Source organism: Enterobacter sp. H2G27 (assembly GCF_054403075.1).
Genome location: NZ_JBSVSI010000001.1, coordinates 4,383,215 through 4,406,915, shown reverse-complemented (window position 1 = coordinate 4,406,915; position 23,701 = coordinate 4,383,215). Strand labels below are relative to the sequence as shown.

At 52.3% G+C, this 23,701-nt stretch carries 21 protein-coding genes; 16 read left to right on the top strand and 5 right to left on the bottom strand.

The genetic code is table 11. From position 1 onward, the window contains the following. Window position 1 precedes the first annotated feature (1 nt). The 6 genes from ACW9E7_RS20925 (at window position 2) to ACW9E7_RS20900 (ending at window position 9,188) form a co-directional block, all read left to right on the top strand. Window positions 2–1,402, top strand: a complete 1,401-nt coding sequence (locus ACW9E7_RS20925; RefSeq protein WP_133293495.1) for a citrate/2-methylcitrate synthase — start codon at window positions 2–4, stop codon at window positions 1,400–1,402. Between the two features lie 11 nt (window positions 1,403–1,413). After that, window positions 1,414–4,035 (top strand): aconitate hydratase AcnA, encoded by a 2,622-nt coding sequence (gene acnA / locus ACW9E7_RS20920; protein ID WP_458728312.1) that lies wholly within the window; start codon window positions 1,414–1,416, stop codon window positions 4,033–4,035. 62 nt (window positions 4,036–4,097) lie between these two features. Next, on the top strand, window positions 4,098–5,447 hold the full coding sequence (locus ACW9E7_RS20915) for an LLM class flavin-dependent oxidoreductase (RefSeq protein WP_133293493.1): 1,350 nt from the start codon (window positions 4,098–4,100) through the stop codon (window positions 5,445–5,447). Window positions 5,448–5,457: 10 nt separating this feature from the next. Further along, window positions 5,458–6,939 (top strand): DUF6025 family protein, encoded by a 1,482-nt coding sequence (locus ACW9E7_RS20910; protein WP_133293492.1) that lies wholly within the window; start codon window positions 5,458–5,460, stop codon window positions 6,937–6,939. Further along, entirely contained in the window at window positions 6,932–8,149 is a 1,218-nt protein-coding gene (locus ACW9E7_RS20905) for an ATP-grasp domain-containing protein (RefSeq protein WP_458728311.1), read from the top strand. The genes ACW9E7_RS20910 and ACW9E7_RS20905 overlap by 8 nt, the downstream gene beginning before the upstream one ends. Beyond that, entirely contained in the window at window positions 8,139–9,188 is a 1,050-nt protein-coding gene (locus tag ACW9E7_RS20900) for a dipeptide epimerase (protein ID WP_136195880.1), read from the top strand. Before ACW9E7_RS20905 ends, ACW9E7_RS20900 begins: the two co-directional genes overlap by 11 nt. 106 nt (window positions 9,189–9,294) lie before the next feature. Here the strand turns inward: ACW9E7_RS20900 and ACW9E7_RS20895 are convergent, their stop codons facing one another. The 4 genes from ACW9E7_RS20895 to ACW9E7_RS20880 all read right to left on the bottom strand — a co-directional run bounded on the left by ACW9E7_RS20895 (window position 9,295) and on the right by ACW9E7_RS20880 (window position 12,749). Then, window positions 9,295–10,293, bottom strand: coding sequence for a class I SAM-dependent methyltransferase (locus tag ACW9E7_RS20895; protein WP_458728310.1), 999 nt, complete (start codon window positions 10,291–10,293; stop codon window positions 9,295–9,297). 85 nt (window positions 10,294–10,378) lie between these two features. Beyond that, window positions 10,379–11,317: a GlxA family transcriptional regulator gene (locus ACW9E7_RS20890; RefSeq protein ID WP_136195923.1), complete on the bottom strand. Its 939-nt coding sequence runs from the start codon at window positions 11,315–11,317 to the stop codon at window positions 10,379–10,381. Window positions 11,318–11,506: 189 nt separating this feature from the next. Then, entirely contained in the window at window positions 11,507–11,986 is a 480-nt protein-coding gene (locus ACW9E7_RS20885) for a hypothetical protein (protein ID WP_458728309.1), read from the bottom strand. A 1-nt stretch (window position 11,987) separates the two neighbouring features. Continuing rightward, window positions 11,988–12,749: a winged helix-turn-helix domain-containing protein gene (locus tag ACW9E7_RS20880; RefSeq protein WP_458728308.1), complete on the bottom strand. Its 762-nt coding sequence runs from the start codon at window positions 12,747–12,749 to the stop codon at window positions 11,988–11,990. Window positions 12,750–13,455: 706 nt separating this feature from the next. Here ACW9E7_RS20880 and ACW9E7_RS20875 point away from each other — a divergent pair. Genes ACW9E7_RS20875 through ACW9E7_RS20850 form a run of 6 tightly spaced genes read left to right on the top strand, consistent with a single transcriptional unit; the run spans window position 13,456 to window position 19,492 of the window. Continuing rightward, on the top strand, window positions 13,456–14,058 hold the full coding sequence (locus tag ACW9E7_RS20875) for a helix-turn-helix transcriptional regulator (protein ID WP_458728307.1): 603 nt from the start codon (window positions 13,456–13,458) through the stop codon (window positions 14,056–14,058). Between the two features lie 53 nt (window positions 14,059–14,111). Then, the gene (locus tag ACW9E7_RS20870; RefSeq protein ID WP_458728306.1) at window positions 14,112–14,696 is read left to right on the top strand and encodes a fimbrial protein; all 585 of its coding nucleotides are present in this window, start codon (window positions 14,112–14,114) and stop codon (window positions 14,694–14,696) included. A gap of 53 nt (window positions 14,697–14,749) precedes the next feature. After that, entirely contained in the window at window positions 14,750–15,427 is a 678-nt protein-coding gene (locus ACW9E7_RS20865; protein WP_458728305.1) for a fimbrial biogenesis chaperone, read from the top strand. 20 nt (window positions 15,428–15,447) lie between these two features. Then, window positions 15,448–17,973, top strand: coding sequence for a fimbria/pilus outer membrane usher protein (locus ACW9E7_RS20860; protein WP_458728304.1), 2,526 nt, complete (start codon window positions 15,448–15,450; stop codon window positions 17,971–17,973). Next, window positions 17,964–18,482, top strand: coding sequence for a fimbrial protein (locus ACW9E7_RS20855; protein ID WP_111964279.1), 519 nt, complete (start codon window positions 17,964–17,966; stop codon window positions 18,480–18,482). Before ACW9E7_RS20860 ends, ACW9E7_RS20855 begins: the two co-directional genes overlap by 10 nt. Next, window positions 18,482–19,492 (top strand): fimbrial protein, encoded by a 1,011-nt coding sequence (locus ACW9E7_RS20850; RefSeq protein ID WP_111964361.1) that lies wholly within the window; start codon window positions 18,482–18,484, stop codon window positions 19,490–19,492. The genes ACW9E7_RS20855 and ACW9E7_RS20850 overlap by 1 nt, the downstream gene beginning before the upstream one ends. A gap of 3 nt (window positions 19,493–19,495) precedes the next feature. On the opposite strand, the gene ACW9E7_RS20845 is transcribed toward ACW9E7_RS20850, so the two are convergent. After that, window positions 19,496–20,020, bottom strand: coding sequence for a lipocalin family protein (locus ACW9E7_RS20845; protein WP_109845916.1), 525 nt, complete (start codon window positions 20,018–20,020; stop codon window positions 19,496–19,498). A gap of 117 nt (window positions 20,021–20,137) precedes the next feature. Between ACW9E7_RS20845 and ACW9E7_RS20840 the strand changes: the two genes are divergently transcribed. The 4 genes from ACW9E7_RS20840 to ACW9E7_RS20825 all read left to right on the top strand — a co-directional run bounded on the left by ACW9E7_RS20840 (window position 20,138) and on the right by ACW9E7_RS20825 (window position 23,672). Then, on the top strand, window positions 20,138–20,863 hold the full coding sequence (locus tag ACW9E7_RS20840; protein ID WP_111964278.1) for a MerR family transcriptional regulator: 726 nt from the start codon (window positions 20,138–20,140) through the stop codon (window positions 20,861–20,863). Window positions 20,864–20,962: 99 nt separating this feature from the next. Next, window positions 20,963–21,376 (top strand): hydroxyisourate hydrolase, encoded by a 414-nt coding sequence (gene uraH, locus ACW9E7_RS20835; RefSeq protein WP_458728303.1) that lies wholly within the window; start codon window positions 20,963–20,965, stop codon window positions 21,374–21,376. A 102-nt stretch (window positions 21,377–21,478) separates the two neighbouring features. Next, window positions 21,479–22,438, top strand: a complete 960-nt coding sequence (locus tag ACW9E7_RS20830) for a YbgA family protein (protein WP_111964276.1) — start codon at window positions 21,479–21,481, stop codon at window positions 22,436–22,438. 145 nt (window positions 22,439–22,583) lie between these two features. After that, window positions 22,584–23,672: an AAA family ATPase gene (locus ACW9E7_RS20825; RefSeq protein ID WP_458728302.1), complete on the top strand. Its 1,089-nt coding sequence runs from the start codon at window positions 22,584–22,586 to the stop codon at window positions 23,670–23,672. The last annotated feature ends 29 nt before the right edge of the window (window positions 23,673–23,701 follow it).

Sequence of the window (23,701 nt, the reverse complement as noted above, 5' to 3'; positions counted from 1 at the left end):
TATGAATGAAAAAATTAAAGCCCTAGATGCGCTGATAATCAGCACGTTAAAAATAAGTCCGGAACAACTCTGTGATGAATTGACTTATCAGTCAATTCATCAATGGGATTCCTTATGTCATGTAGAATTGATCCTAGAACTCGAAAAAAAATTCAGTTGCAAAGTTTCATCTGAACAGATACTTGAACTGATAAGTGTAAAAGCATTACGCACCTTCGTTTCTTCTTTATATAAAGGGTCGGATGAGGCGCCCGAAAAAAATAAACTGATAAGTCATGTGAATACAGCCAATGTTTTTCGTGGACTTAACGGAATCGCTTTCGATAATAGTGCAATAACATATATTGATGGCTCTAGGGGAATTCTTACCTATCGCGGCTATTCAATTCATCAGCTAGCGAAATGGTCTTCTTTTGAAGAAGTATCCTGGTTGCTTCTGCATGGTGAGCTTCCCAATGCAGAAGAATTAACGCTATTCCGAAAAGAGTTGAGTGAGGCACGGGATGTTCCGAAAGAAGTACTGGATATCATGGTTGCATTACGTAATGCCTCACCTACTGAAGCCTTACGAACAGGCGTTTCGGCACTTGCAAGTTACGATACAAATAAAGATGAGCATAGCACGGAACACCACCGTAAAACGGGGATGCGCCTCCTGGCACAAATACCTATTTTGATTGCGGCTCATCATGCTGCACGGCAAGGACGTGAATTAGTACTTCCTGATCCCGAGTTACCTTTTGTAGAACATTTCCTGTGGGTGTTACGCGGGCAGGCACCGCTAGAAAAAGAAATCGAATTAATGAACTGTGATTTTGTTATACATGCTGATCACAGTTCAAATGCTTCAACTTTTTCTGCAAGAGTCGCAACAGGGTGTCAGGTCGATATGTATGGGGTGTTTACTGCGGCTATTTCCACTTTCGCAGGCGATCTACATGGCGGTGCGATTGAAAAAGTCATGGAGATGCTTGATGAAATTGGTGAACCTGATAACACGCCTTTATACGTGCAAGAACGCCGGGCGCAAAATAAGCCAATAATGGGATTTGGACACCGTGTATATCGTACTGAAGATCCACGGGTACGGCATTTACGCGACGCGGCCTGGCAGGCCAGTCAGTTAAGTGGAGATCTACGTTATTTTAAAATCATACAGGCGCTGGAACTCGAGATGAAACCCTACGCCAGGCATGGTATTGATGCCAATGTAGATTTGTATGCAGGCCTCCTTTATCGGCTGTTGAATTTACCTAATGATCTCTCAATTCCTATTTTTATCGCTGCACGGGTTTCCGGCTGGATTGCTCATGCTCTGGAGCAAAGAGAAAACAATGTTCTGATTCGCCCTTTATTACATTATATCGGGAAGGCAGAGCGCAACCACCCGAAGACATTATAAGGAGAATGGTAATGTCTTATGTCGATAATCACGTTAAAGAGAATCAATGCTATAGCGAAGCGATGATCATTAATGGTCGTCGTTTAAAGGTATGGAGTCTTTCCTCGCTGGCACAGCGTGCAGGCATAAATATTTCTGATGTTCCCTACGCTGGACGTGTCCTCGTAGAATCGATCGCGCGTAATGGCGAAGAACATGTAGCGTTAATTGCGCTCAATCAGCTCGCAAATGGGCAGAAAGTAGATGTAGAAATAGCGTTCAACCCAGCTCGTCTGATCATGCAAGACTATACGGGTATCCCAGCCCTGGTCGATTTAGCCGCCATGAGAGACAGGATGGAGGAAAATGCAGATGCTATTAACCCTGTCGTTCCAACGATGATGGTCGTTGATCATTCTTTATTAATCGAAAAATCCGGTGTGCCTGATGCTCAGAAATGGAATGAAACGCATGAAATGAGACGTAACCGTGAGCGTTACTCTTTTCTGCGTTGGGCTGAACAAAATTTTACTAATCTCAAAATTGTGCCACCGGGAAAAGGCATCGTACATCAAATTAATCTTGAGCAGGTTGCATTCCCTGTCGTTGAAAAAGAAATACAGGGGGAGTTATGCCTAATCCCTGATTCCGTTATTGGAACAGATAGCCATACTACCATGATTAATGGTCTCGGAATTCTAGGCTGGGGCGTTGGGGGATTAGAAGCAGAAGCGATCATGCTCGGATTACCCGTTAAAACGCGCTTCCCCCAGATTGTGGGGGTAAACTTGCATGGACAGCGGCAAGCTGGTGTCAGCGCCGCAGATCTGGCATTAGCGCTCACATCTTTCTTACGTGAAGCGGGGGTTGTGGGAGATCTTCTTGAGTTTATAGGCCCGGCGACTGTTTCGCTAAAAGCCGCAGAACGCTGCACTATAGCAAATATGGCTCCCGAATACGGAGCTATGGGAGCCTACTTTCCCGTTGATGAAGAAACGTTCAACTTTTTTCATCAGACTGGCAGGGAAGGCGAGCAATTAGAAACAGCGCGCGAATACTATATTTTACAACGCATCTTTAAAGAAAATAGCACGCCGCGTTACGCACGAGAGCTTGTTTTCGATGTTGGGAGCGTCAGTTTATGCGTTGCCGGTCCTAGTCATCCCCACCAAAAAGTGCCTTTAGGCCAGCTGGGGGAATCTTTCCGGAAGGCGTTTGAGCTTGAAAAGTTCTCAACCGAGACGTTGCCACACGGAACAATAGCTCTGGCAGCAATTACATCGTGTACCAATACTTCTAACCCTGAGGCGATTATAGCAGCAGGACTTTTGGCCCAACGAGCTGTTCTTCGTGGCATGAAAGTCCCTCTCCATGTCAAAACCAGTTTTGCTCCGGGTTCAACTGCGGTCACACGTTACCTTGCTCATGCCGGGTTGTTAGAACCGCTACAGACATTAGGGTTCCATATCGTCGGTTATGGCTGCACAACCTGTAACGGTGGTGGCGGAGAACTTTTCCCATATGTTAAAGAGGCCATTGAAAAAGAGGGGGTGATCGCGTCGTCAGTGCTGAGTGGCAACCGTAACTTTGAAGGGCGTATTCATCCACTTATTCGAGCAAACTATTTGGGATCTCCAGCAATCGTGGTTGCAATGGCGATTGCTGGAAATATCAATTTTAATCCCGAGACAGACCCGCTTGGATTAGATATAGAATGCAAACCGGTTTATTTGCATGAACTGTGGCCTGATGATAATGACATTCGCAACATAGTTGAAAAGTCTGTCAGGCCTGAATCCTTCCGGACAGATGCTCAGCGTTCATTAGAATGGGATGCTCTTTCATCGAATGGTGGGACGAATTTCAACTGGAATGATAAGTCTACGTATATTGTACGCCCCCCTTATTTTGAACAAGATAGTTTTATTCAGAATGATACTATCTCTTCAGCCCGGCCTTTACTGATGTTAGATGATGATATCTCGACGGATCATATTTCTCCTGTAGGGGCTATTGATGCAACTTCTGTAGCGGGTAAATATTTATTGACGCTCGGCACAAATATTTCTGAGCTAAATTCGTTTGGTTCCAGAAGGAGTAACCATGAAGTTATGGCCAGAGGTGCTTTTTCCAATGAGCGTTTAAAAAATGCATTGGCAAATGGAATGTCTGGTGGATGGACCCGCATTCAGCCGACTGGTGAAATTAAGACCGTTTATGATGCAGCTCAGTTTTACAAAGCCAATTCAATTTCTACGATTATTTTAGCGGGGGAACGTTATGGATGTGGTTCTTCCCGTGACTGGGCTGCTCGTGGGCCGTGGTGTCTCGGCGTTCGGGCTGTTATTGCTAAAAGCTTTGAACGCATTCACCGTTCAAACTTGATTGCTATGGGCATTGCGCCACTGGAATTTGAACCTGGAGAAGGATGGCGTGAACTCGGTCTTAATGGCAGTGAATCTATCACAATAGAGCCTTTGTCAGAGCTCTCTACTGAAGCTCTCATGCAGGTTTATGCACAATGTCCAGAAGGTGAAGTTATTCAGTTCCGGGTACGTCTAAATATTTTTTCTGATGCTGAACTGGTGATTTTTAAGTCGGCTGGTATGTTGCCTTTTTTACTGCAACGCTTTCAACAAAATAAAGCTAATTAAAAAGAACACTACAAATTAATCATTTTAAAAATCAAAAACAATAGTTCAATTAGGAGAGAACAATGCAAACCGTCCCTCGTCAAATGCACCTTGGTGCTTTTTTGCCTGCGCCTGGACATCATGTTGCGGCATGGCGACACCCGAATGCACAACCAAATGGTGGTCTGGATATTAATTATTATAGCCAGCTCGCCAGAACAGCTGAGCGTGGAAAATTTGATCTCATGTTTTTGTCTGATGGGGTGGGTGTCCGCACCCATTATAAAGATGAGGACGAATTGAGCCGCTGGGGAAGAACTGTTCATTTTGAGCCGCTAACCCTGCTGTCGGCTCTTTCTATGGTAACCCAACGACTGGGGCTCATTGCTACAGCCTCAACCAGCTATAACGAACCTTTCCATATCGCAAGAAAATTTGCCTCGCTTGACTACCTGAGCAACGGCCGTGCTGGCTGGAACGTCGTGACATCAGTCACGGATGTTGAGGCTCAAAATTTCAATCTTGAAAAACAGGCCGATCACGCAACGCGTTATCAACGTGCCAGAGAGTTCATGAATGTCGTTTCTGGGCTGTGGGATAGCTGGGATGATGATGCATTTTTGTATGATAAAGCATCAGGTCGCTATTTTGACCCTTCTCGCTTGCGCATACTCAACCATAAAGATTCCTTTTTTTCCGTTCGCGGGCCTCTTAATGTTGCCAGACCACCACAGGGCTATCCCGTAATCGTCCAGGCAGGTTCTTCAGCAGATGGTCAGGACTTTGCAGCACAATGGGCCGAAGTCATTTTTACCGCGCACCAAACGCTTGAACAAGCACAACATTTTTATAGTGGTATCAAGCAACAAGTGGAAGCTCATGGGCGAAGCCCGGAACAGGCGGTCGTTATGCCTGGGGTGTTTACAGTTGTCGGAAAAACTCAATCTGAAGCCGAAGATAAATACGCTCAGTTGCAGGAGCTGGTTGATCCCGTTGTTGGTATGGGCTTGCTAACAGGTCTTCTCGGGGACGTTGATATTTCAGGCTATCCACTTGATGGGCCTTTACCCGAACTCCCAACTACTGAAGGCAGTACCAGCAGACAGCAACTTGTTTATGAACAAGCCCGGCGGGAAGGATTGACGATCAGACAGCTTTATTTATCTGTTGCTGGCGGTCGTGGTCATAGATTTATATTAGGTTCACCTTCCCAAATCGCCGATCAGTTAGAGGAATGGTTTGTCAGCAATGGTGCGGATGGATTCAATATCATGCCGCCTTGTCTTCCGGACGGACTTAATGATTTCGTTGATTTAGTCATACCTGAATTACAACGCCGTCACTTATTCCGAACTGAATATACAGGTACGACCTTGCGAGAACACCTTGGATTGAAACGACCGCAGGTGCGTCCTCGTCAGTCTAACAATTAGGGGTAATAGAATGAATTGTACTCCACTTGAGCTAACCGAAAAATTAGGTCTGCAGGACGGCTTTGGCCGTTGCCTGTCGGCGAAAGATATTGAGGACTTTGCCGCCCGTCGTTGCGCATATGATTGGGTTCATTTTGGTATGCGGGATATTTCAGTTAACCATTTACTGAATGTTTTAAGGAGCTCTGGCTCACTTCTCGCTCCACGATCCGGTCACATTGGTAACTGGGAAGGCATTTTAAAAGGTGCCGCGGGAGCGCTTGATTTTAATCATGCCATTTGCTCGCAGCAATATGGTTATCCATTAATATATTGTTTTAATCAAACAGAGAATTACGACCTATCTGCAGGTGATCACGTTTATTTGCCTGGTTCTATTATTGAAAATAATGAACGACACTGTTTACCATTATTAACATGGGATGGAAAACGTTACAGTGAAAGGGGACGCGAAGAGCCTCTTTTTGTCCCTTTTGTGAGAACGCATTATCAAGGGGAGACACTTCCCTTGATCACGCTACACTGGAATAGGTTGCAAAAGCGTTCGGCATTACCCTTTCGGTTAGAAGCTGCCCTGTTATATCAGCACCGTGACGCCGTGAGATCCATGCTTGAAGTGTTACTCAAAGAGGCTGTAAGAAGTAACAGCCCTCGTCGTGCGTTTACTGATATCGTTGGACATGCCGTCGGTCTTGATGGCCATGTCGATCGCTGTGAAATAGAACCGGAAGGTAAAGGATTTCGCCTAAAACACACCTATTATCAAGATATCGATCATCTCATTGAAGCAATCCTGCAACCTATACGTGCGGTTGCGGATCCTGAGGCGTTTTTTGAAGACATTGATAAAATGCCGGCGGAACTTCCTGTCATTTCAAATTTATTGACTGCCGTTCTCAGCGCCATCTTCGGTACGCATTATCCTGATGCCAGGGTAAACAGGGCGACAATGACGCAGCCTTTTAATCCTCATATACACTGGGGAGCACGGGATATGGCTGGCTATCCACCCGTTCGCCGTGGCTATATCGCCCAAAAATCAACCGCGCGTACTATGCGTAATCTCATGACTCCTCTGGTGAATCATTTCGATGAGGTTGACCCGCTTTATATGATGATGCTTCCTGCATCTATTTTCATGCTTTGTCCTCCAGGACATTGCCCGGCTGATTCAGATGTTCTTTCATCACTTTTTTTAGCGACACGCAAAATTACCTCACGTTATCGTCCCGACGATAGCCGTATTGTGTCTGAGTCAGTTGAAATGACACGACGTTGGCTCGAAGGAGAAGGCAAAAACCTTTCTCATTACATGCGAAGCCGTTTTTATGGAAAACCAGGGGTGCTGGGAGGCCGCTCTATAGAGCACGAAACCAGCCCCATCATGCCTGAATTTTTTGGTGAGCTCACGATTCGTGAAGCATGTCTGATTGTTGGGGCTCTTGTTGAAGCCTCTTTGCAAACGGCTCATAAGGCGGTGGAATATGTTTAATAATAAAAGATGGGTTCTGTTAGTAGGAGGAAAGACAGAACTGGTCCTGAAAGCCAAATCACTGGGACTAGCCGTCTTAAGATTGCAGGATCGGAAAGCGATTGATCACGATCGCCTTGAACTGGCCGACTATACTTTAACCGCTGACTTTCATGATACAAAATCTCTGATCCCCCTGGTTCGGGGTTTACACGCCGTAATCCCCTTTGAACAGGTCATATCCCTTTCTGAGGACACGCTGGTTCTGGCCTCGCAGATAAGAGAGGCAGTGCATTTACCCGGGACATCAGTGCAAACAAGTCTTCTTTTTAAAGATAAATCAGCAATGCGTGAGCACCTTACTTTGGCAGGGATAAGTCCGGTTGTAGCAGAAAAGGGAACCTGCCTTGAAGACGTAATTACTTTTCGCAGCCGTTTAGGTGACGCGCCTGTGATCGTTAAGCCACTGGATGCAGCAGGCAGTCTTGGGGTCTTTAAAGTCGTATCGAAGGAAGAATGTGAGAAAGTAATTAGTCACTTTCAGATGATGGGATGGTTGCCATTTTTAATGGAGGAATACCTCGACGGGCCTGAGATTAGCGTGGAGGCATTCAGCTTTTCTGGTCAGCATCACATTATCTGCTTTACCGATAAGCTTATCACATCAAATTTTATTGAACGTGGACATGCATTGCCCCTTCATTTAGACGAATCGCAACACATACAAGTCGAAAAACTGGTGAAGGAATTTTTGTCGATAATGGGACTTAAAGATGGTCCTTCACATACAGAAATCAAGTTAACGTCCAGGGGACCCAGGATAATAGAATCGCACAACAGAGTAGGTGGGGATCATATTAATGAGCTTATTGAAACGGCCTTTGGATGTGATGTGAAACGGCTATGCATCGCATGGGCGTTTGGTTTAGCAGAGCCTTCTTTAAAGCTCTCAGCACAATGTGGTGCGGCAATTAGATTTCTTATTCCGCCTCCAGGCCTTATCAAGGCTATTCGAGGGATTGAAGACATCGCAGCTGCAAAAAATGTTGTCTTAAAGGAAATAAACATTACACCAGGAGAGGTCATTACTTCCGCGTGCGAGTCCGGGGACAGACGTGGGTTTATTTTGGTTAAGGGAGAAGACTCAGGGAAGGCCGCACAATATGCGGACACGTTAATTAATTCAGTCATCCTTGATCTTCAGTCAGGAGAAAACGCGCATGGAGCTTAATTTTTATAAACATAATCTTATACTTAGAGAACCTTTCGTCAGTCACAAATCAGTCACGGATTCTGGGATCGAACATGTTATTGTTCGTTTGAAATGGAAGAATTATGAAGGTGTTGGGGTTGCCGTCCCTGCTAAAGAATATGGTGAAACGGCAGAAACTATTTCGATGGTGCTGGAGCAATATCGCCCAGGCTTGCAGCATTCAACGCCCTTTGAAAGGATAACCGTTCTGGAGAATTTACAAACTCTGTTGCCTGGTCATCCTGCCGCCTTGTCAGCAATCGACATTGCTCTGCATGATCTTCTGGGTAAACGCCTTGAACAACCGATTCACCGGCTTTTGGGTCTTGCTGGCAAAGCATTGCCTCCTACTGCAATATCTTTAGGGTTAATGTCTAATGAGAACACTGTTTCAAGCCTTGAAAAATTGTGCGACTGGCCTGTTATCAAGCTTAAAATGAGCAGACCCGATGAATCACGGCTGAAATTAGTGCGTGAACATTATCGCGGGCGTATCTGGATAGATGGTAACGGGGCATGGAATTTAAAAGAGGCTATGAAGACGCTCGATCGTTTCGAGCGTTATGGTGTTGAGTTAATAGAACAACCCATTGCGGCAGGCTTTCCAGAGCATCTTAAATTTCTGCGTGAAAGAACGAGCCTCCAGGTTATCGCCGATGAAGACTGTCACTCTTGTAAAGACATCAGACGACTTTCAGATTGCGTCGATGGTGTGAATATCAAATTACTCAAATGTGGTGGATTATCGAACGCTACAAAAATGATCACCCTGGCTCATGATGTAGGAATGAGTGTGATGTTAGGCTGTAAAACTGAGTCAAGTATTGGGATAACCGCAATGGCGCAAATTGGGGGGCTAGCTGATTATTTAGATTTAGATGGTCATCTTGATATCGAAAACGACATTTTTGAGGGACTCAAAATCGTTAAAGGGGAATTGCAATTACCCTGTGCACCCGGTTTAGGACTAACGCTAAAAGGAAACGAGTCAATCCCTCATGGCAGTTGTTCGGTTTAACCGAACAACTGAGGAACGGTAAATAGTGTTGCGCCCTGTCACCCCGCACCCTCACCCTCAGGGAGAGGGTACCGCTTGTGCGGTTTGTCCCCCCACACCGATCGCGCTAAGCTTTAATCTCCATCACCGCATACACCCCGTCCTTCGGCACCACCACGGTGACGTTTTCCACCGGCACGCCGGCCGCAAGGTGGATGTCCTGCAGCTGCTGTAACGACCTCGGGTGAATATCCTCCCAGCCGATACCCCGCAGCACAAAGTCAATCTGCGGGCTGCTGGTGAGCATGTTCGACACAATCACCGCGCCGCCGGGTTTGACCAGCCGCAGCGCGCGCTGGAGAAAAATCACCGCGTCGGTATCGTTGAAGTATTCGAAAATCCCCAGCGCGTCGACCAGTTCGGCCTGATGCTCGCCCAGCTCCAGCAGCAGGTCCTCGTTACGCACCAGCGTATGGAGCAGGTTGCGCCTGAGCAGCGTCAGCTGTTCGCCCACCACAATGCCTTCCTGCGCCGCCATGGTTTCCGCCCAGCTGAGCGCCACCGGGTCTTTGTCCACCAGCGTGAGATAGACCTGCTGGCCATCAAGCTTTGCTTCGCGCAGCGCCTCCAGCACGGGGATAGCGGCACCGCTCGCCAGGCTGACCCAGTTGTTCTCGCTTTCATTATGAATGTACTTATCCACCAGTGCGGCCAGCACCCGGGCGCGGGAGCGCACGCCGATGGCATCATTCGCGTGGATAAACCACTGGCGGCTGTCGCTGTCCATTTTAGTGCCGTCGGGCAGGCGGTCCTCCAGCGGATTTTGCACCACAAACAGCGCCAGCGCGGAGGGCACCAGCCGGGTGCGCCACGCGGTGAGCGCCGGGCGGTTGCGGAAGGCCTGTTCGGAATAACGGTTCTGCGGGACCAGCACGGCCAGCCCCCCTTCGTCGTATTCTACCCTCGGAGGCCGGAGCGCTGGCTCGGCTTTCAGGGCGCGGTCAAGGGAGGCGATCTCACGGGCAGCGTCGTCTTTCATCGGCCACTGGTCGCTGACGTCGGGAAATGACGCGCTGAAAATCGTCATATTTTCAGGCGCATCGCCGCGAAAAGGCTGCCAGTTCATGTCGTCTTCCCTCCGTTAGGCTTTTAACGGAAGTCTATCCAGGCGAGCCAGTAAAACCCTACGAAGAAAGCACTAAATAGGTGCATCAGTTCTGCGACGTGCGCCATGCCCCCGGCGTACAGCCGTACTCGCTCTGAAAATGACGAATAAAGTGGGCGCAGTCGCTAAACCGCATCCGTCGCGCAATATCCGTAACGCTTTGCTGAGAGTTTTTCAGCAGCCAGCAGGCATAGCGCAGCCTGGCGCTGCGAATAAACTCCCGCGCAGTTTTGCCAAACTCGGCGTGAAACAGGCGATTAAGCTGACGTTCGCTCAGCTTAACGTCCTGAGCGAGCCTGGCGGCGCTGAGCGGGTGAGTCAGATACTGTTCGACGATCGTCACCGCCCTGCGCAGGCGCGAATCAGGGATCATGGCTATATTCGCGGGCCGCGGCGTGGCGGCATCATGCGGAGGAAGGGACAGCCGCCGGGAGGTGGTGGCCGCAATGTCGTCTCCCCCGTGGGCGCGGATCAGTGCCGTTATCAGGGTGAGCGTTGAGATCCCCCCCGGGCAGGTCAGCACATCGCCTTCGTCGATAAAATCGAGGCTTTGCTCAGCATAAACCTGCGGAAAACGTTGCGTGAAAACGTCATGGTGATGCGGATGAATCGAGGCGCGGCGCTCGTTCAGTAAGCCTTCCTCCGCCAGAATAAAGCTGCCGGTACCAATACCAATCAGGGGAACGTTGTTGTGATGAGCATCCGTGAGAAACGCTCTGTCGCCACGGTGTCCCAGGTGAAGATGATCAAGACTTCCGCCGATCGCCGCAATATAGTCGAAGTCGCCGGGCGGCGCATGGGCGGCCTCGGGCCGCACGCTGAGCCCAGAGCTGCTCACTACCGGTAAGTCGGGGTAAGTGCTTATCAGACTGAGTTTAAAGCGTATTTTCTGGCTACGCTTCTGGACGCTGGAAGCAATACGTAACGCCTCTATCAATCCTGAATATGCGAAAAGCGAGAAATGAGGCCACAGGAGTAACCCCATATGCAGGGATTTTTTCCGCGCAGGCGTCATTCTGACGCTATCATCAATTAAAGTTTTCATTAACTTGCCGAAGAATAATTACATTATCGCAACATTATTGTTGCTGTTATATTTTCCTAAGATAGGTCCTGGCTATTAAATCAAGCATAAATGATGGTCGCAAAAACTTAAAAATATTTTTCCCTGTCGCTATCCGTTTTTTGACGTGTGGCACACATAGGTCGGGAGCGTTCCCAGAATAAATAAATAATTCTCATTCTGCTGTTTCTTAATTCGCATATAAATATTCTTATTCGGATAGATAAAAAATAAGGGTTCGTACTTCTCCAGCCAGCTGTCGCTGATGTTGTCGTCCGGAAATTTCATATTGCGTATAGACGTCAGATTATAGACGCTGTCTTTGCGCTCAATCTGAAAGAAAACTTTGCGATTCAGGGTCTTCGTGGGATCGTTTTTCAGCCGACCATTCATACTGAGTATTCCGTTGTTGCCTTCCACGGTGTAATTCAGCCACAGAGAAAGCGTTTCATCACGGTGATGCTGAATAAAGTTCGCCTGGCAGGAAAAGGGCTGGATGTAATGGCGATGCCAGAGGTAATACGCCGCCACGACAGCCCCCATCAACAGGCACAGGCAGAGCGCAACAAGCGTTTGACGGTAGCGAACCATACTAGCGATCCTCTATAAAATAATCGGACATACAGCGGTTGGGTTCCGTCATCGGTCTGTCACAGCGAATGACCGACGCGCGAGGCAGCAGGATGTATCCGCTGACATACACCCAGGGATAGTTCGCGCAATGGTCTTTAAACGGGGCGGCATAGGCCAGGGCTTTATCCCTATCGCGTTGCGTTTCAATATCGCGAGAAAAATAGAGCTGACACTCGCCCATCTTCATCGCGAAGCGGTACCCGTCTACGAAATAGCTGTCATGCAGCAGGTTATGGCTGATAACGCTCACGCCAGCCAGCATCAGCAATAGCACCAGCGCGCCCGACAGCCAGAAGCGGTTTCTCGAGACCGTCGGGGCGACAGTCTCTTCACAGATATCCGGAGCAGCACATTCTTCCTCTTCAGCCTGCGGCTGCGTCTCTTTAATGGTGATTTGCGTATCGCTTGCGAGCGTGAGTCCAATGCGCGGGATAGTGACAATTGGATCGGTTTCGAAACCCACCTTCTTCAGACCTTTGCGCAGAATAGAAATGTTCTGGTAATAGGTATTAGGCGAAACCAGCATCCCCCGGCGCTGCCAGACAATATCCATGCACTCCTGTTGAGTCACAATACTTCCGACCCTTTCTATTAATAACAACAAACAGCGGCCCGCCGGGGAATTTAATACCACCACCCGGTCAGGATTGTTGAGATCGCGTAATGTGCTGGCGGCTGGGTGAAACTCTACCAGGCCATTAATAATGTAATGCTTATGCATAGAATGGGCTAAATACCTCCGGTCAACGCCTGTTGCTCCAGTAGATTCCCTTCACGGTTAACCTGCGTATCCCTCGCCTGTGTAAGGATTAATGTGACGGATAATTGCGCAACTGTATATCCTGGCGCCTGGCGAAAAATCTTATTTTTCCTTTCTCTTTATCTGACCGGTCTGAAGTTTTCTTAACCGCCATTTAAAGCCGTCTTGACACTGACAAAACTCGACAAAGGCGCCCGTTGAACGCTTTAGCCATCGTTGTCTGAATTATTCAGCGTGCTTAATTTGTTTTTTTGATAAAAAGCAGAGGGGACGCGCTCCGCCAGCGGGTTTCGAAATTACAACAAGTTCGAAAGCTGTCGTCTTAATTAACAATTTCGGTGCAAAACTGTTAGCCACCGTCAGTAACTACCCGCATCACATGACGTCCGCAGACTATTTCCTTACAAAACATTTATTAAAGCCAACTTTTCAATAAAAACTACCAGTATGATTATTTACAGGCAGATAAGCAAAAGCCGGTTTAGCGAGGAGAAATTGACGCTACACCTAAACTGTACTTAAAACAAATTAAGATTAATTCAGGTTACCTATTTAACGCCCTGAGTATAGTGGGCTCACACCGTGCAATGCTTAATTGCTTCGAAAATACAGGCATCGTTCTGCCCGACAGAAGAGTCTCATTACAATTATAAATCGAGGGAATGACATGGCGAATAAGCTCAACAACACACGTCATTTAAATATCGCGCTATTGGGTGGAGATCACTTTGCGCGTCAGGGGATCGCCGCGTTATTAAAAAATACTGTCCCGACCATGCAGATAACAGCGTCGATCGATAATTATGCGGAGATCGAAACAATACTCGCGGCCGCACCTGTAGACGTAGTTTTTTTATCCGGCACGGAGAAATATCACGCGGGATATGATTGCCTGAAATATATCAGGAAGATGAAAGTCCTCTATCCCGACGTACTTATTTGCATGTATTCCGCACCGGCAAATTCCTGGCTGTGGATACGCGGTGAAATAGACGCCTATCTCTCGCTGCAGGACCCGCTTTATCACTGGCGAGCCAGCGTATTAAAAATGGTCGATAGCCGTTATCGCCCAATAAAAAAACCCACGGCGTTATCGCTGACGCCGGGTGAATGGAGGGTATTGAAGGAACTGCGAAAGGGTCTGGATATGCGTTACATCGCCGAAACAGAGCAGCTTTCTTACCGTCGTGTCAGCGCGTTAAAAAGCTCAGCGATAAGAAAACTCGGGCTCAGGAACAAGACAGATTTGCTGGTCTTTTTAACCAGTTAGACCTGCTGCTTTCAGAGCAAATCTCGACTTAACACCATAATGGAATCAGGACAATGAAAGCTCAATTCAATAATAAAACGCTGCTTGCGATCGCTATTGCGGCAGTACTGCCAGTGGGCTCGGCGCTGGCTGCCGGCACCAGCGGCGGCACGGTGAACTTTAGCGGCAAAGTGGTGACCTCCGCCTGCGCCATCAGCGCAGGAAGCGCCAACATTGACGTGGATATGGGTGAAGTGCGGACCGCAACGCTGGAGACGGCAGGCAGTGAAGCCAGCACGGCAAAAGCGTTTGCCATCACCCTGGAAGATTGTGAAATCGCCGATACCTCAGCCTCAACGGCAGAGAACCCGATTGCTGCGACCACAGTGGCCGTCACCTTCACCGGTACGCCGGACGGTTCCGATGTCAATAGCTTGTCCGTCGGTGCAAACGGCAGCGCCAACTCTGCGCAAAACGTGGCTATTCGCCTTTATGACGAGCAAGGCAACGTGGTGAAGCTGGGTGAACCGGCTTCTGCCATCCCTCTGTGTAAGGGTGCCAACACACTGAACTTCAGCGCGAAATATTACTCGCCGAAGGGCGGCGCCACCGCGGGCGATGCCAGCGCCGTCGCGACTTACACCGTGACCTATTCGTAATCTTCAGGCCCGGTCTGCGAGCCGGGCCTGTCTTAGCTTTCAGGAGAAACACTATGCGCGAAAATACATGGATTTGCCTGGTGGGCGCGTTATGTTCCTCCGCCGTCTATGCCGGCGGCGTGGGATTGGGCGCAACGCGAATGGTCTACTCCAGCGCCACCAGCCAGGCCATGATGCAGGTGAGAAACACCCATCCCGACGCCACGTTCCTCATCCAGTCCTGGATGGAGAATGAGAAAGGCGAACGCACCAACGACTTCGTGATTACGCCGCCGCTGTACGTCATGAAACCGGCCAGCGAAAGCGCGGTAAAAATCATGTTTAACGGCAAAGCCCTGCCAGAGGATCGGGAGACGCTCTACTGGATGACGGTCAAAGCCATCCCCCAGCAGGCTAAAAGCGGCTCCGGGAACACGCTGCAGTTTGCGTCGGCTAACCGCATCAAGGTCTTTTATCGCCCGGAAGGACTCAGTGAGAGCCCGGCAGAGGCGTGGAAAAAACTGGCCGGCGTCTACCGTGCCGGAAAGGTCACGCTCAGCAACCCCACGCCGTACTACCTCACCACCATCAACGTGAAAATTGACGGTATGCCGGTGCAGCCGGTGATGGTGCCCCCGAAAGGCAGCGTGACGCTGGCCGAAACCTTCAGCCATGCGGGTAGCATGAGCTATCAGACCATTAACGATTACGGGGCATGGACCCCCGCCACGCGCGCGTCGTTATCCCAATAATAAAAGTAAGGCGTGACCACGTGAAAATAAAAATCCTGTGCGCCACGGTGATCTCCCTGGTGATTCGGCAAGCCGTGGCTGCTGAAAGCGAGCTGCAATTTAACCCCGCGTTCCTCAACGGCGAGAGCGCGAACAGCGCCGATCTCGCATGGGTCAGCGCCGGGAGCGCGTTGCCGCCGGGTGATTACAACCTCAACGTGTATATCAATACCAACTACGCGTTCACAGGTAACGTCACGTTCCGCCTTGCTGAAGACAGTAAGGGTGAAGCGCTGCCCTGCCTCACGCCCCAGCAATTCGACGCGCTGGGCATCGATAGTCATCAGGCGAAGGGCGGAGTGCTGCCGCTGGCGCAACGCTGCATCGTCTTAACGAAGGCGTTTGCGGATACGCAGTTTGATCTGGACCAAAAGACGCTCACCCTGAGCTTCACCGTACCGCAAAGTGCGATGCGCAATTTGCCGCGCGGATATGTCAGCCCGGAAAGCTGGGAGGCGGGCATTCCTGCCGCGTGGCTGAATTACGTGGTCAATGGCTCGAATAATGAATATCGCGGCGAGACGCGCACGCGGGAACAGCAGCTGTTTGCAAGCCTCAACAGCGGCGTCAACCTGGGCGCGTGGCGGCTGCGTGATTTCACCACGTGGACCAAAGATAGCAATGAACTTACCCACGTGCAGACCTGGCTGCAGCGCGATATTCACGCCCTGCGCGCGCAGGTGTACGCCGGGGAAACGTACACCTCGGCGCAGGTTTTCGACTCCGTGGGCCTGCGCGGTCTCGCCCTGAAAACCGATGACAACATGCTGCCCGCCAGCCTCAGCGGCTATGCTCCTGAAGTCCGGGGCATTGCGCGCAGCAACGCCACGGTCACGGTTCGCCAGAACGGCAACATCATCTATCAAACCTCCGTTCCGCCGGGGGCGTTCGTGCTGAAAGATCTCTACCCGACCTCCTCGGGAGGCGATCTGGCGGTCACCATTCAGGAGAACGACGGCAGCAAAACGCAATACACGCTTCCCTTTGCCAGCGTGCCGAACCTGGTGCGTAACGGACAGGTGAAATATGCCCTGGGTGCCGGGAAATACCGTCCGACGGGCAATCAGGATGCGCCCTCTTTCGCGCAGGGCGAGCTGTTCTACGGCTGGCGATACGGCCTGACGTTTTACGGTGGGGCGCAGTTTGCCGATCGCTATAACGGCCTGGCCTTCGGGTTTGGGCAGAACCTCGGCCGCTTTGGCGCCTATTCTATTGACCTGACCCACGCCCGCAGCCAGCTGGCGGACGATCGGCACTATACCGGTGATTCGGTGCGCCTGCGCTACAGCAAGCTGCTGAATGATATTGGCACGCGGGTTAACTTCTTCTCGCTGCGCTACTCCACGAAAGGGTTTTATACCCTCAGCGACACCACGTACAAACGCATGTCGGGCGGATCGCCAAAGCAGACGGTGGAAGACGATGGCACCGTCACCACCCAATACGACACCATGTACAACCTGCGCATGTCGCGTAAGGCAAAAAACCAGCTGCTGCTGTCGCAGCCGATGGGACAATACGGCTCGCTGTCACTGTCGTGGGATCAGCAGACCTACTGGAACACGTCAGACACCACGCAAAGCCTGCAGTTTGCGTGGAACGCCACGTTTCGTAATGTGTCTCTTGGCGTCAGCGTCCAGCGAAGCTCGGGCCTGTACCATGACAAGAAAGATAACATCCTGTCGATGTCGATTTCGGTCCCGCTGGGCAACCCGACGCTGTCGACCCGTGCGCGCTTTACCACGACCCATGCGGACTCCACCGGCACAACCGCCAGCACGGGCGTGAGCGGCTACCTGCCGGGCCAGGAAAACCTGTTCTATAGCGTCAACCAGCGCTACAGCGCGCAGCAGCACTACGGCGGCGATGCCACTCTGCAATACGAAGGCGCGTGGGGAGATTACAACCTGGGCTACAGCTACGCCAGCGACTCCCGCAACCTCAGCTACGGCATCAGCGGCGGCGCGGTAGTGCATGAAGATGGCCTGACGCTGAGCCAGCCGCTCGGGAACACCAACATTCTGGTGAAAGCCCCGGGGGCCAGCAACGTTGCCGTGCTTAACCATAAGGGCATCAAAACGGACAGCCGTGGCTACGCGGTGATCCCGTACGCCACGCCTTACCGCGTTAACCAGGTCGCGCTGGACGTGACGACCGCTGGCAACGACGTGGAGCTGGAAAACGCCATCGCCAACAAAACGCCTACCGACGGTGCCCTGGTTCGCGCCACCTTCGCTACGCACCAGGGGGCAAAAGCGATGTTTATCGTGCGTCACGGCAACGACGTACTCCCCTTCGGCACGCTGGTCTCGCTCGATGATGACAAAACCAGCGGCATCGTCGGCGATGGCGGCAGCCTGTATCTCTCCGGTTTGTCAGAGAAGGGCACGCTGAACGCCGTGTGGGGTCGCGGCAACCGCCAGCGCTGCGCCGTTACCTATGCCTTAAACAAGCAGAACTATAGCGCCCGCACCGGTCTTTATTCTCAGGAGGTGGTATGTCAGTAACGCTTCGGATCGGCTGCATTGCGCTGCTGCTGGTTTTCACGCTCCCCGTTCGCGGCTACGACGTGCTGGTCTCCGTCACCGGCAATTTGATCGGCAACACCTGCGTGGTGGCGCAGGACTCCGGGGAGCAGAACGTGCCGCTGGGCACTATTGGTATTAAACAGTTCAGCCGTGCCGGGGCCGTCAGCAATATCAAAACGCCCTTCACGCTCAGGCTTGAAGCGTGCGGGCCAACCTTTGCTGGCGTAAAAATTCGCTTCAGCGGAACGCCGGATGATGCCAACCCGCAGCTGCTGAAAATTGCCGACGGTGGCGCTACCGGCGTGGCGGTGCAAATCCTCGATAAAGAGAGCGTACTCATTCCCCTGAATACAAAGACCACCGCATACGGAACCGCGGGGGATGACAGCGTACAGATGACCTTCTACGCGCAGCTGGTTGCCACTGCTACACCCGTGAGCGCCGGTGATGTGTCAGCCCTCGCCACCTGGACAACGGAGTATCTATGATGCGTTTAGCGTTTCTTCTCAGCGGATTACTTTTCTGCACCAGCGTGCAGGCTTTGGACTGGAAATCGGACATTACGCTCTCCCCTCAGCCGATGACCTACAGCGGGCCAGCGGACTCCGTGGTGCCGGGCAGCATTATCGGCTCAACCTGGAGCGCCACCGCCAGCGTGCAGCAGGTGTTCTGGTGCGGGCTTATTTTTACCTGCAACAAAGGCACGCTGCAGCCCAGCAGCAGCGCCATCTCAAGCGGTGCGACGGTCACCGTCGACGGCGCGAATTACACCATTTTTGAGACCGGCGTACCGGGCGTGGGATATATCATCGGGCTGAAGGATTTTAAGAGTACACAATATATTCCCCTGCAGACCGGTATCACGCAAAGCTACCCGGCAGAGGGCACCAGTGGGTTTGCCCAGGATCTGGGATGGTCAGCAAAGGTCACCTTTATTAAAACCGGTGCCGCCCTTAAATCCGGCGTCTATCAGATCCCGACCATCAACGCCGCGGTGCTCACCGCCTATAACAACGAGACAAAAACGGCGCAGGTGATTATCAGCCCGACCACCATCACGGTGACCGCCAGCGGGTGTACGGTCGGCAGCAAAAACGCCAGCGTGGCGCTGGGCACCATTGATATTCGCACCCTGCCCACGGTGGGAAGCACGTCGCCATCGGGGACGTTTAACGTCGGCCTGACCTGCGACGCGAACGTGGCGGTTCACGCGGTGATGACCGATCAGACCACGCCGTCGAATACCTCGTCGGTGGTGACGCTGACCGGAGACTCCACGGCGTCCGGCGTTGGGGTGCAGTTTTTCTACAACGGCAGCGGGCCGCTGATGATGGGGCCGGACAGCTCGGCCGCGGGTGCGACCGGCCAGTTCTTTATCCAGAGTACCACGGCGGCACAAACGCTCACGTTACCGTTCCAGGCGCGGTACATCCGAACCGGTGAACTGGTCCCCGGCTCGGCCAACGCGCTGGCCAGCATTACGTTTTCCTACCAGTAAGGGCTACTGCTTCACCCACACCAGCTGGTCAACCCGGAAGCCCAGACTGCGCGCAGTGTTCAGGTAATCCTGCTTCACCGCATCCGGGATGGTTGGCGTGCGCGACAGGATCCACAGGTAATCGCGGTTCGGGCCGCTCACCAGCGCGTACTGGTACTTATCGTCCAGCCTGATGACGTTATAGCCACCGTAGAACGGGCCGAAGAACGACACCTTCAGCGCGGCCGTGGTCGGCTCGCCGGTGAAGTACGCTTTGCCTTCGCTCTCATTCCACTTGTTCTTCACCGGATCGTAGCCCCGGTTAAGCACGCTGATGCCGCCGTCGCTGCGCTCGCCGTAGGTCGCCGTCACCTGCTCCAGACCGCGTTCAAAGCGGTTTTCCAGACGGGCGACTTCGTACCATTTGCCCAGATAGCGGCTGGCTTCGAAGTTGGTAATAGGCTGCACGCCTTTCGGCGGCGTGGGGGATTTACAGGCGACCAGCGTCAAAGCAATCGCAACACCGGTCACAACAGGCCATAGCTTCATGAGAATTCCTTTCATTTGCACGGTTGGATGTTAAGTGTAGTGCACCGTTTCGGCGCTTCATCCCGTTCGGGAAAATTCGTAGTATATTGAGAGTATTCCTCCACTCTGGACACGGACATGGCTTACTCCATCGGCGAATTCGCCAGACTCAGCGGCATCACCGCCACCACCCTGCGGGCGTGGCAGCGTCGCTACGGTTTACTCAAGCCACAGCGCACGGAAGGCGGCCACCGCCAGTACAGCGATGAGGACGTCCAGCAGGCGCTCAAAATCCTCGACTGGGTAAAAAAAGGCGTCCCGATCGGCCAGGTCAAACCGCTGCTGGAACGCCCGACGCCCGGGCGGACCAACAACTGGCAAACCCTGCAGCAGAACATGCTGCAACGCCTGCAGGACGGCAAAGTTGAGTCTCTGCGCCAGATGATTTACGACGCCGGACGCGAGTACCCAAGGCCAGAGCTGGTCGCGAACGTGCTGCGCCCGCTGCGCAGCCAGGTCTCGGCCAACGTCGCCGCCGCCATGACCCTGCGCGCGATCCTCGACGGCATCATCATGGCCTACACCTCGTTTTGCCTCGAAGGCGATAAAAAAGCGCCGGGCGATAATATTCTGCTCAGCGGCTGGCACCTGAACGACCCGTGCGAGATCTGGCTCGAAGCCCTAACGCGCACCGGCCAGGGCCACCGCATCGACATCCTGCCGGTTCCGCCTGACGCGCTGGCGCCGGAAATTTTCCCGGAGCGTAAATGGCTTCTGGTCACCAGCGGCAAGCTCACCGCCGCGCGGAAAAAGCAGGTGGAGCAGTGGCAGCAGCAGGTATCGCTTGAAGTAATTATCCTCTGATCATTTTCTCCTGCGGGAATCTTCACGAAAAGTTGAATATTTTCCCGCGCCGCAGATGCTAACGTTTTCCTGTGACGTATAACTCCACAGGAAAATACCATGAAAAAAACTGCCCCTCTGCTGATGCTGGCCGCGATGGCCTTTACCCCTGCCGCCTTTAGCGCCGCCCCGGCCGGCACCCTGAGCGTACACATCCTCGACCAGCAAACCGGCACGCCTCCACCGGGCGTCACCGTCACGCTGGAAAAGCAGCAGCAGGACAAATGGACCCCGATAGCCAGCGGTAAAACTGACCAGGACGGACGCATCAAATCACTCTATCCGCAGGACCAGGACATGCAGCCTGGCGTGTATAAAGTGACCTTCAAAACCGCAGAGTACTTCCACGTCAAAAAACTGGACTCCTTCTTCCCGGAGATCCCGGTGCTGTTTACCGTGACCCGCACCAACGAGAAGCTGCACATCCCGCTTCTGCTGAGCCAGTACGGTTACTCGACCTATAAGGGCAGCTAAGGCGCATTGATTCTAAAGGAATAAAAAAAATAGTTCCGCGAATACTTGGACAAATTAGTCATGTTGTGTAAGTTTTAATTATATGAACGGGAGGACTACACCATGACGACGAAACCAGTGCTGGGTATTAGCGGATGTTTGACCGGATCCGCCGTTCGCTTTGACGGCGGACACAAGCGTATGGGCTTCGTCATGGATGAGCTGGCCCAGTGGGTGAATTTCAGGCCCGTCTGCCCGGAGATGGCCATCGGTCTGCCGACGCCTCGCCCGGCCATACGCCTGACGCTGACGGAAAGCGGCGAAACGCAGCTCCGTTTTAGCAAGCCGCCTCATGATGACCTCACGCAGAAAATGGCCGACTTTACGGCGGACTATCTGCCAAAAATCGGCGATCTGTCGGGATTTATCGTCTGTGCAAAATCCCCAAGCTGCGGCCTGGAACGCGTGCGGCTGTACGATGAAAACGGCAACCGGGGCCGCAAGGAGGGGGTCGGGCTGTTCACCGCTGCCCTCCTTGAAACCTGGCCGTGGCTGCCCGTGGAAGAGGACGGACGCCTGCACGACCCGGTGCTGCGGGAAAATTTCGTCGAACGTGTTTTTGCCCTGCACGAACTGAACACGCTGCGTAAAAATGGCCTCACGCGCCGCGCGCTGCTGGATTTCCACAGCCGCTATAAGCTCCAGCTGCTGGCGCACCATCAGGCGGGTTACAGAGAAATCGGCCCGTTCGTTGCCTCGCTGCACGAGTGGGAAGACCTGGACGCCTTCTTTGTGGCGTACCGGGAAAAGCTGATGACCATCCTGAAAAAACCCGCTTCGCGTAAGAATCACACCAACGTGCTGATGCATATTCAGGGGTATTTTCGTAACCAGCTGAACACCCGCCAGCGCGGCGAGCTGCGCGACGTGATCCTGCACTATCGCAACGGACAGTTGCCAATCCTCGCCCCGATCACGCTGCTGAAGCACTACCTGGCCGAATACCCCGACCGGTATCTGATGACGCAAAACTACTTTGATCCCTATCCTGATGATTTGGGTCTGCGTCTGGCAGTCAAGTGATCATAAAAATGCGAAGGCCCCATTGACCCGTAGAGGCCCAAAGCAGTACCCCGTTTAGACGACATCCTCACTGTCGTCTCTTTTTTGCATTTCATCTCAAAGGCTGTGATTATATACAGGCTTATTCTGCGAAAGGGGCCTGCCTGTGATCCACACCCTGCACATTCAAAACTACCGCTCCATCCGCGACATGTCGCTGGAGCTTGAGCAGCTCAACATCGTCTTCGGCCCGAACGGTACCGGGAAATCCAATATCTACAAGGCGATACACCTGATGCACAGCGCCGCTCAGGGGCAGTTTTCCCAGGCGCTGGCGAACGAGGGCGGCATTCTGAAGGTGTTCTGGGCAGGCAAAACCCGCAGCGACCAGCTGCGGCGGATGAACCTCGCGGTAGAAACAGAGGCCTACGAATACGAGCTGCAGGTCGGGTTTGTGGAGAAGCTGCCCTATCCCTCGCAATTTCAGCTCGACCCGGTGATCAAAGAGGAGTCCATCTGGCTGAGCGGCCAGCACCGTCGTCCTTCGTCACAGTTGATGAAGCGTAAGAACCAGGCGGTGTTTCTGAATAACGTGCATCACGAGAAAGTCACCCACAGCGGAACGCTGTACGAGAACGAATCGGTATTCGGACAGCTCGGCGAGCCGCATCTTTACCCGGAAGTGTCGCAGATGCGCGAATCCCTGCGTAACTGGCGATTTTATCATGAGTTTTCTGTATCAATCGGCTCGGCAATGCGGGCTCCGCAGGTCGGCTTCCGCTCTCCGGTGCTGGCCAGCGACGGCGCTAACCTGGCGGCCGCGTTTCAGACCATCGTCGAGATTGGCGACGAGCTGCTGCTGATGCGCATCCTCGACCAGGCCTTCCCCGGCTGCGTGTTTTACAGCGACAACACCGGCGGACGTTTTCGCATGATGATGCAGCGCGAGGGTCTGAGCAGGCCGCTGGAACCGGCGGAGTTCTCCGACGGCACCCTGCGCTTCCTGTGCCTGGCGGTGGCGCTGCTAAGCCCGCGCCCACCGGCGTTTATCGCGCTGAACGAACCGGAAAACAGCCTGCACCCGCAGATGCTGCCCGCCCTGGCGAGCTTAATCGCCGAGGCCAGCCGCTACTCGCAGATCTGGCTCACCAGCCACTCGCCGGAGCTGGCGCAGTTGATTGAGAAGCAGCGATCGTTTTCGCTGTATCAGCTGTCTATGGCGGAGGGGGAGACGAGGGTGGAGAGGCTGGGGTAGGCCGCATTCTCTTCTTTTAAAGCCCAGTA

Coding starts and splice junctions, on each gene's coding strand:
- ACW9E7_RS20870 (WP_458728306.1), top strand. CDS start 14,112: ATGAAAGCTCAATTCAATAATAAAACGCTGCTTGCGATCGCTATTGCG.
- ACW9E7_RS20895 (WP_458728310.1), bottom strand. CDS start 10,293: ATGAACTGGCAGCCTTTTCGCGGCGATGCGCCTGAAAATATGACGATT.
- ACW9E7_RS20905 (WP_458728311.1), top strand. CDS start 6,932: ATGTTTAATAATAAAAGATGGGTTCTGTTAGTAGGAGGAAAGACAGAA.
- ACW9E7_RS20910 (WP_133293492.1), top strand. CDS start 5,458: ATGAATTGTACTCCACTTGAGCTAACCGAAAAATTAGGTCTGCAGGAC.
- ACW9E7_RS20925 (WP_133293495.1), top strand. CDS start 2: ATGAATGAAAAAATTAAAGCCCTAGATGCGCTGATAATCAGCACGTTA.
- ACW9E7_RS20840 (WP_111964278.1), top strand. CDS start 20,138: ATGGCTTACTCCATCGGCGAATTCGCCAGACTCAGCGGCATCACCGCC.
- ACW9E7_RS20890 (WP_136195923.1), bottom strand. CDS start 11,317: ATGGGGTTACTCCTGTGGCCTCATTTCTCGCTTTTCGCATATTCAGGA.
- ACW9E7_RS20885 (WP_458728309.1), bottom strand. CDS start 11,986: ATGGTTCGCTACCGTCAAACGCTTGTTGCGCTCTGCCTGTGCCTGTTG.
- ACW9E7_RS20900 (WP_136195880.1), top strand. CDS start 8,139: ATGGAGCTTAATTTTTATAAACATAATCTTATACTTAGAGAACCTTTC.
- ACW9E7_RS20875 (WP_458728307.1), top strand. CDS start 13,456: ATGGCGAATAAGCTCAACAACACACGTCATTTAAATATCGCGCTATTG.
- ACW9E7_RS20845 (WP_109845916.1), bottom strand. CDS start 20,020: ATGAAGCTATGGCCTGTTGTGACCGGTGTTGCGATTGCTTTGACGCTG.
- uraH (WP_458728303.1), top strand. CDS start 20,963: ATGAAAAAAACTGCCCCTCTGCTGATGCTGGCCGCGATGGCCTTTACC.
- ACW9E7_RS20915 (WP_133293493.1), top strand. CDS start 4,098: ATGCAAACCGTCCCTCGTCAAATGCACCTTGGTGCTTTTTTGCCTGCG.
- ACW9E7_RS20855 (WP_111964279.1), top strand. CDS start 17,964: ATGTCAGTAACGCTTCGGATCGGCTGCATTGCGCTGCTGCTGGTTTTC.
- ACW9E7_RS20850 (WP_111964361.1), top strand. CDS start 18,482: ATGCGTTTAGCGTTTCTTCTCAGCGGATTACTTTTCTGCACCAGCGTG.
- ACW9E7_RS20830 (WP_111964276.1), top strand. CDS start 21,479: ATGACGACGAAACCAGTGCTGGGTATTAGCGGATGTTTGACCGGATCC.
- ACW9E7_RS20880 (WP_458728308.1), bottom strand. CDS start 12,749: ATGCATAAGCATTACATTATTAATGGCCTGGTAGAGTTTCACCCAGCC.
- ACW9E7_RS20865 (WP_458728305.1), top strand. CDS start 14,750: ATGCGCGAAAATACATGGATTTGCCTGGTGGGCGCGTTATGTTCCTCC.
- acnA (WP_458728312.1), top strand. CDS start 1,414: ATGTCTTATGTCGATAATCACGTTAAAGAGAATCAATGCTATAGCGAA.